At 67.0% G+C, this 7,783-nt stretch carries 7 protein-coding genes; 5 read left to right on the forward strand and 2 right to left on the reverse strand.

Annotated features, from left to right (window positions below; all coding sequences use genetic code 11):
• Positions 1-152: 152 nt before the first annotated feature.
• Both B7438_RS19870 and rpsT read left to right on the forward strand, forming a co-directional pair.
• Entirely contained in the window at positions 153-1,052 is a 900-nt protein-coding gene (locus B7438_RS19870) for an NAD-dependent epimerase/dehydratase family protein (RefSeq protein WP_085371416.1), read from the forward strand.
• Positions 1,053-1,250: 198 nt separating this feature from the next.
• Positions 1,251-1,511 (forward strand): 30S ribosomal protein S20, encoded by a 261-nt coding sequence (gene rpsT, locus B7438_RS19875; protein ID WP_085371417.1) that lies wholly within the window; start codon positions 1,251-1,253, stop codon positions 1,509-1,511.
• 225 nt (positions 1,512-1,736) lie between these two features.
• Here the strand turns inward: rpsT and holA are convergent, their stop codons facing one another.
• Entirely contained in the window at positions 1,737-2,780 is a 1,044-nt protein-coding gene (holA, locus tag B7438_RS19880; RefSeq protein ID WP_179150890.1) for a DNA polymerase III subunit delta, read from the reverse strand.
• A gap of 227 nt (positions 2,781-3,007) precedes the next feature.
• Between holA and B7438_RS19885 the strand changes: the two genes are divergently transcribed.
• From B7438_RS19885 to B7438_RS19895, 3 genes are all read left to right on the forward strand, one after another.
• Complete coding sequence (locus B7438_RS19885) at positions 3,008-3,616, forward strand: hypothetical protein (protein ID WP_085371418.1); 609 nt, start codon at positions 3,008-3,010, stop codon at positions 3,614-3,616.
• Positions 3,617-3,686: 70 nt separating this feature from the next.
• Entirely contained in the window at positions 3,687-4,229 is a 543-nt protein-coding gene (locus tag B7438_RS19890) for an SdpA family antimicrobial peptide system protein (protein WP_085371419.1), read from the forward strand.
• Positions 4,223-5,185: a sporulation-delaying protein SdpB family protein gene (locus B7438_RS19895; protein WP_085371420.1), complete on the forward strand. Its 963-nt coding sequence runs from the start codon at positions 4,223-4,225 to the stop codon at positions 5,183-5,185. Before B7438_RS19890 ends, B7438_RS19895 begins: the two co-directional genes overlap by 7 nt.
• A 512-nt stretch (positions 5,186-5,697) precedes the next feature.
• Here B7438_RS19895 and B7438_RS19905 read toward each other — a convergent pair.
• On the reverse strand, positions 5,698-7,783 hold a 2,086-nt coding region (locus B7438_RS19905; RefSeq protein WP_085371422.1), incomplete at its 5' end, for a ComEC/Rec2 family competence protein.

Genomic DNA, 7,783 nt, shown 5'->3' on the forward strand with positions numbered 1-7,783 from the left:
TGGTGAGGCGGGTGGCCGCGGGTGGCGTGGAGCGGGGCGTCGGAGTGGGCGGGACCACGGGCGGTGCGGTGGCGTGCGCCGAGACGGGCGAGGCCGGCGAATGAATATCACGTGGCGGGAATGGATCGGCGGCGACGGCGTTTCACGGGAGCATGAGCATTCTCCTGACCGGCGCGACCGGCTTCATCGGATCATCCGTCCTCCCCCGCCTCCTTGAGGAGGGTCACAGCGTGACCGCACTGGTGCGCGACGAGGAGAAGGCCGCGCGAGTCGAGGCAGCCGGGGCGACCGCGCTCATCGGCGATGCGAGCGACGCCGAGCTCGTCGAGCGGGCGGCGCGCGAGAGCGACGGGGTCATCCACCTCGCATCGGCCAAGGACGTCGACCCGGTCTTCGTCGACGCCGTCCTGCGCGGCCTCGAGGGAAGCGGCAAGCCGTTCGTGCACACCGGAGGCATCTGGTCGTACGGCTCCAACCCGGACATCACCGAGGACTCCCCCTCCGCCCCGCCAGCGCTGACTGCGTGGCGCCGGGCGACGGAGGAGCGCGTCCTCGCCGCAGAGGGCATCCGCACGGCGGTCGTCGTGCCCGCCGTCGTCTACGGCCACGGCGCAGGAATCGCCAACGTGCTCGTGGATGCGCCCCGCGGCTCCGGCGTCGCACCCGCCATCCGCCTGGTCGGCGACGGCGAGCAGCACTGGACGACGGTGCACGTGGACGACCTGGCCGCGCTGTACGTGCTGGTGTTCGAGAACGGCGACGCCGGCGCGGTCTACCTCGGCGCGAGCGGCGCGAACCCGACCGTGCGCGAGCTCGGCGAGGCAGCGGCGTCGGCGGCCGGTGTCTCCGGCGGCGTTGAGCCGGAGAGCGCGGACGAGACGCGCGCCCGCCTCGGCGCGGACTTCGCCGACGCGCTGTTCCTCGACCAGCAGGCACGCGGAACGAAGGCCCGCATCGACCTCGGCTGGGAGCCGAACGGGCCGACCCTGCTCGACGAGCTGGTGAGCGGGTCGTACGCTCCGGCCGCCGTCGGAGCGGGCACGGCGGACTGAGCGTCCGCCTCATCGACTCCGGGGGTGCTCCGCCTGCCTGACCTCGCGTGCAGCGCCCCCGGACCGGTTTGGCGCAGAGCCCGCTCGCTGGTAAAGTTGTTTGTTGGCTTGCGTGTGGGTTCTTCCGCACGACTGCCGCAAGGCGCCCTCTCTCGCTGAGCGGCTCATCCGAAACTCACTTCGAACGAAAGTAACCACGTGGCAAACATCAAGTCGCAGATCAAGCGCATCGGCACCAACAAGAAGGCCCAGGAGCGCAACAAGGCTGTCAAGAGCGAGGTCAAGACCGCGGTCCGCGCGACCCGCGAGGCCGTTGCAGCCGGCGACAAGGACAAGGCGACTTCGGCGCTGAAGCTCGCTACGAAGAAGCTCGACAAGGCGGCCAGCAAGGGCGTCATCCACAAGAACCAGGCCGCCAACAAGAAGTCGGCGATCGCCAAGCAGGTCGCAGCCCTCTAAGCAGCACCAGCATCCCGGACTCGTCCGGCAGCGAAGAGCCCCCGTCGTGACGACGGGGGCTCTTCGCGTTTGTGGTGGGTGGGTCGGGGCGCGTGGGATCGGGTGGTGGGATCACACGGCCGCGCGCGAGGAATCGGCCGATGTGGTGGACCGGCCGGACGTGCGGGACGGGTCGGACGTGCAGGATGGGTCGGACGCGGGCTCAGCCGGGCGTGGCGCGCTGCGTCAGGCGCCGCGGCCGCGGGCGCTGACGATGCGGATCATGCGTTCGAGGGCGAAGACCGGGTCGCGGCCGCCGCCCTTGACATTGGCGTCGGTTTCGGCGAGGACCTCGATGCAGCGGCCGAGGCCGTCTTCCGTCCAGCCCTGGAGGTCGCGCTTGGCGCGGTCGACCTGCCAGGGGGCGAGGCCGAACTGCTGCGCGAGCTGGCCGGAGCCTCCGCGCGCGCCGGACAGCTTCGCCATCGTGCGGACCTTGCTCGCGAACGCCGCCACCATCGGCACAGGGTCGGCGCCGGACGCGAGCGCGTGTCGCATCGTGACCAGGGCTTCTCCGTATCGGCCCGCGATCGCAGCATCGGCCACGTGGAAGGCGTTCGTCTCGACGCGGCCGCCGTAATACTTGTCGACCGTCGCCTCGGTGACCTCGGCGGCGGTGTCGGAGATGAGTTGCTGGCACGCGGCGGCCAGTTCGGCCAGGTCGTCGGCGAACGCGGAGGTGACCGCGCGCAACGCTCCTGCCGTGATCTTCTTGCCGGCGTTCCGGAACTCCGCCTGGGCGAAGTCGTACTTGTCGGAGTCCTTCTTCAGCTCGGTGCACACCACTTCGATCCCGCCGCCGCCGCCGGCCCGGATGGCGTCAAGCAGCTTCTTGCCGCGCACGCCGCCGCCGTGGCGGAGAACCACGACCGTGCCGTCGGCGGTGCTCGGCAAGTAGTCGAGCATGTCGCTGAGGAACGCGTCGTTGCACTTCTCGACCGCCTCGACCCTGATCAGTCGGGGCTCGCCGAACAGGGAGGGGCTCGCAAGCGTGAGCAACTCCCCCGGCGCGTAGTCCGCCGCGTTGATGTCGCTGATCTCGAGACTCGCGTCCTCGGCCTTGAGAGCGTCGCGCAGCATCCGGATGGACCGGTCGGCGAGGAACCCCTCCGGACCGGACACCAGCACCACCGGCGCCGTCCTGATCTGGTTCCACGCGAGCTGCGGGATGACAGCGCTCGGCGCTCGCCCCTTGCTCGCGCTCGCCCTGCTGCCGCCTCGTGCCGCCACGTTCCTCCTCGGTCCATTCCAGTGTACGGGCGGCCACCGTCACCGGGCGCCGGGGTGGGTGAAGGGGCGCTGACGCGCGAGAGCGCGCGAGCGGTGCGGGCGATGCGGGCGAGGGGAATACAGGTGTCAGTACAGTAACATATCTGTAATATTGTACGTTCAATCCATATGTCGCTTATAGGCTGAACGAGTTGGCTTCCGTCAGCGCCCCAACCTGGAGGAGACTCATGAAGAAGGCCAGAATCATCACAGCGGCGACTGTTGCCGCCGGATTGGCGTTCACGACGCCTGGGATCGCCAACGCTGTGTTGCCGACGACTCCATCAACCATTGAAGCGCGGACTGAGTCCGCCGCCGCGTCCGGGCCGACCAAAGAAGATGTCTTCTCAGCAGTCTTCTTCGGGCGAGGCGACCTCGGGAAGAAGATCGCGCCGGAGCACGGACGCGTCGACACGAACCGAAGCGCGGGCGAGAAGAAGGCTCAAGACGCGCTGTACCAGAAGGTGCTCGAGCACTCCCCAGAGAGGATCGAGAGGCTCCACGCCGCAGCCACAACTGGGTCCCTGACCGATATCAGGAACGAGATCCGCTCGACGTCTGCTGCACTGGTTGATGCCATCGGTGACTCCGGTGAGGTTGTGAACTCCGACGCTAATGGTCGGTGCCTGGTCGTGTTCATCGTTGCAGCCGCGACCGTCGTCGTTTCTGTCTGGGTGACGGTGGACATCGACCAGAGCAAACCGCGGAACTACCAAATGGCTCGGGTCAGCCCGACCGGTGACATCGCGCTTCAGGAACTCGTTTTCAACTTGAAGGAAGAGGTTGGTCGTACCTAGCTCTATCCTGCGCGTGGGTTAGGGGAATCTGCCCCTGGCTCACGCATCGGCTAACAATGCGGCAAATCATATGAAGCTCTCACTCATCAGTGCAGCACTGTGCGTTGTGCTTGCAGTGCTCGGCATCTACGTGGCAAAGAGCCTTGTCCCCGATGCGATAATTCAACCCCCAGCAGCTCAGATCATCGATACGCAAAAGATAGCCCCTCAGGGTTGGGCCTTCTTCACGCGAGACGCCCAGGAAGAGCAGATCAGCGTTTGGAGAGAACTGGACGGCACGTGGGCAGCGGAGCAGACCATCCCCAACGCCTCGCCGTCCGAGTTCCTCGGCCTTGGTCGCGGCCCCCGGGCGAACGCGATCCAGCAGGGGGCTGATCTTGAGGCCGCGTCGAAAGTGGCCACTCAGTGCGATCCCAAGAGCACGTTCGTAATCACCGTGCACGAGTGCCTCACAAACGCGGTGGCAATAAGGCTGAACCGGAAGGCACTGGCGTGGAAGACCTGCGGTGAGTTTGCTCTGGTGCTTCAGAAGCCACTTCCCTGGGTGTGGGCTTCCAAGGGGGCGGACGAGATAATGCCCGTGTCTCTGCAGAGATATAACGTCGCATGCTGAGATCAGACACGGCGCTCACAAGGCTCCAAACTCCATGGCCAACTGAAGTTTGGCTCAGGGTCCTGGTTGCTCACAATCCGCTCACCAACGTCTACGGTGCCGCACGCTCCTTGATCGCGCTCGCCGCCCTTCTTACCCTGGCTCTCAATCCTCTCGACAACCTGTTCGTAAGAACCTCGGCGGGGACCGCGTCTATGAAGTGTGAGGGGTTCACAGCAACGTCGCTGTACTGTGTTGCCCCGTCTCTTGAGCTTGGCCGCATCATTGCGGTGCTCGTTCTCAGTCTCGTGCTGGTTGGGATCTCCCCGAGGTGGACCGCAGTTCCCTTCTGGTGGGTGCTGTTGAGCTATCAACAGTCTGCAAGCACAATCGAGGGCGGCGACCAGGTCGCATCTATCGTCGCACTCCTCATCATCGTTCCATCAATCATTGACGGGCGATGGAATCACTGGCTTCCGGGAGGCTCCAAACTGGCTGACACGGAGACCGGACGGCTGCTCGCCTTGAGTTTCTTGTTCATGGTTCGGCTCCAAGCATCCATCATCTACCTCGTAGCAGGCGTAGCGAAGGTCGCAGAAACCGATTGGCAGAACGGAACTGCGCTCTATTACTGGATGGGGCACCCCGTATTTGGCGCTCCCGGCTGGCTACAACCGTTCCTGACACCGATTCAGCAAAGTGCGACCATACTTGCTCTCCTTTCGTGGGGAACGATCGCGTTTGAAATCGCTCTCGCTTTCATGCTTTTCGCAACTGCGAGGGTCCGGCTCGTCATGCTTCCCTTGGCGGTAGTGTTTCATCTCGGTATTGCCCTGACCATGGGCTTGACCAGTTTCTCGATGGTGATGATTGCGCTCAACATCGTCTCGCTCCACCCATGGGATTCCCCGCTCAGGAGACCAAAGCTGTTCAGTACTTGGCGTCCCAAAATAAGACTGAGCAGACGCGGAGCATAAGAAGATGTGGTTGCGGTTCCTCCACATGATCAGGTGGATCTCCTACAGCGTCTGTGCCGCGCTGCTTATGTTCGGGCTCATCGTGCTCTGCTTCTCAGACAGCCCGCGCCAAGGATGGATCTTCATGGCTCTCGGCCTCATCGGAGTGATCACCCAGCTTGGGATCCGTTATGAGGTGCGGAAGGGCGCGAACGACGTGAAGGATACCGTCGGGTAGCCTCGGCGAGGGCCACACAACCGTAACGACGCGTGCATCCGCATGGGCTGAAAACGCAGTGACTCTGCCAGATAAGCGAGGCGACGTTTTCGCGTCGTTGTCACCTCAACCCGGCACGGACCCACCGAGCGAAACGCGCCATCGATACTCTGCCGCACGCAAACCTCTTGACCGACGCTCACGGAATCGAATCCTCCGCACAGATACGGTGCCGAAAAACGCGGCCGATCGCGCAGCATCTCGTTCATTTGCCTGCACGTGTCGAGCATCCTGCGCAGACACGGCGGTCGTGAACTCAGCTCGGCGGTGACCGACACGCCGAGGATGTTCGCGCAAAGCTTGGTGAGCCGCGGCGCGCCGACCAGTGCCTGGGATACGACGCCGGGCCTTCCGCGACGGGTGCAGCGCGCTGTGAGCGGGGTGTTCGGGTGCGACTGCGAACACGGGGAGGGACGTCACGCGCGGCATCGCTGGTGGTGGGCGATGGTGCGAGTTCGCGTTCTGTCCAGAGGTCGACGCGGCCGGGGACGGGGCCGGGTGAGACGAGGAGGAGGCCGGAGTGGTCGGTGCGGGCGACGGTGCTGCCCGTGGCGGCGAGCATCCCGAGGGCGGAGCGGGTGGGGTGTCCGTAGCCGTTGTCCGCGCCGACCGAGACGAGGGCGAGGCTTGCGTTCAGGGCGGAGTACAGGCGGGTGCTCTGGTCGGCGGAGCCGTGATGGGCGACTTTGACGACGTCGACCGGGCGGACGTCTCCCGTGGCGAGAAGCGCATCCTGGCTGGTCTCGCCGAGGTCGCCGAGGAAGATCGAGCGCATCCCGTGGCCATCGAGGGCGACCGTGATGCTGCCTGGATTGCCGGCCAGCGCCGGTGTTCCCGGTGGCGGCTGGGGCGGCCAGAGGACCGTCCAGGTGGCGGCGCCGAGCGTTCCGTGCGCGCCGGCGACGACCTGCTCGACCGTCGCGCCCGATTCGCGGAGGGAGGCAAGGGCGCGGGTGTCGAGTTCTCGGCCGGGCTCCCCGACGAGTGCGCGCTCCACCCGGCCGAGGACGGCAGGGAGGCCGCCGACGTGGTCGACGTCGAAGTGGGTGAGGATCAACAGGTCGATGCGTGCGATGCCGAGAGTGTCGAGGCAGGCGGTGGCGAGGGCGGGTTCGCGTCCGACGTCGATCATGGCGACATGGTCGCCGTCCCGGATGAGGAGTGCGTCGCCCTGGCCGACATCGCAGGCGGCGAGCTGCCAGGTGTCCGGGAGCGCGACGGCGCGGCCGACGACGGTTCCGCCGAGGATGCCCAGATAGCCGACGGTGCCGAGAACGAGGGAGGCGGCGGCCACGGTGGCGAGCATCCCCCGTCCGACACGTGGGCGTGCCAAGGCCAGGACCGTGACCGCGACCAGAGCCGCCGCGCAGAGTAGGACGCCGACGATGCCGTCGGCCCACGGGAGCGCGCTGCCTGGGAGGGCGCTGGTGGCCGTCGCGACCTGGGCGATCCAGGAGGACGGCGCCCACGCCGCCCAGACGAGCGCCTGACCGAGCGCGGGGGCGAACGGCAACGCGACGCAGGCGAGGCAGCCGAGGAGCGTCGCCACCGGTGCCGCCGGTGCGGCCAGGAGGTTGGCGGCGACGCCGTAGAGCGGAAGGGTCGGCGAGAGCAGGATGAGGACCGGTTGACAGGCGAGCTGGGCCGCCACGGGTACCGCGAGTGCGACCGCCAGGGTTCGCGGCAGCCACCTGCTCAGGATGCGCGCGAGCGGGCCGGCGAGCAGCATCAGCCCCCCTGTGGCCAGGACCGACAGTGCGAAGCCGTAGTCGCGGGCGAGCCAGGGGTCGTGCACGAGGAGGACGATGACCGCGAGTGCGAGCAGCGGGAGTCCCTGGGAGGGGCGTCCCCGGGCGATGCCGACGAGGACCACCACGGCCATCGTGGATGCACGGATGACGCTTCCGCCCGGGGTCACGAGGATGACGAATGCGGCCAGCGCGAGGAGGGCGACGAGGACGCGGGTGCGGCGCCCGAGTCCGAGTCGTGCGGAGACGAAGAAGGCGACGGCGGTGATCATCGCGCAATTCGCGCCGCTGACCGCGGTGAGGTGGCTGAGGGAGGCGGCCTTCATGGCGGTGTCGAGGTCGGCGGGGACGGCCGTCTCGTCGCCGATCGCGAGACCGGGGAGGAGCGCGCCTCCGTTGCCAGGGGTGGTGGAGGAGGCGGCGGCGAAACGGTGCCGGACCTGCTCTGTCCAGGCGAGCCACCAGGGTGGGTCGTCGAGCGGGGTGGTGGGCGCGGTGGCGGAGAGGGTGAAGGCGGTGGGCTCGCCTGGGGCGTTCGAGGTGAGGGTGCCGGTGACACGGACGAGGGCGCCGAACGGTGGTGGGGGTGCGGAT

It is taken from the genome of Leifsonia sp. NCR5 (assembly GCF_002105485.1).
Lineage (GTDB): Bacteria > Actinomycetota > Actinomycetes > Actinomycetales > Microbacteriaceae > Leifsonia.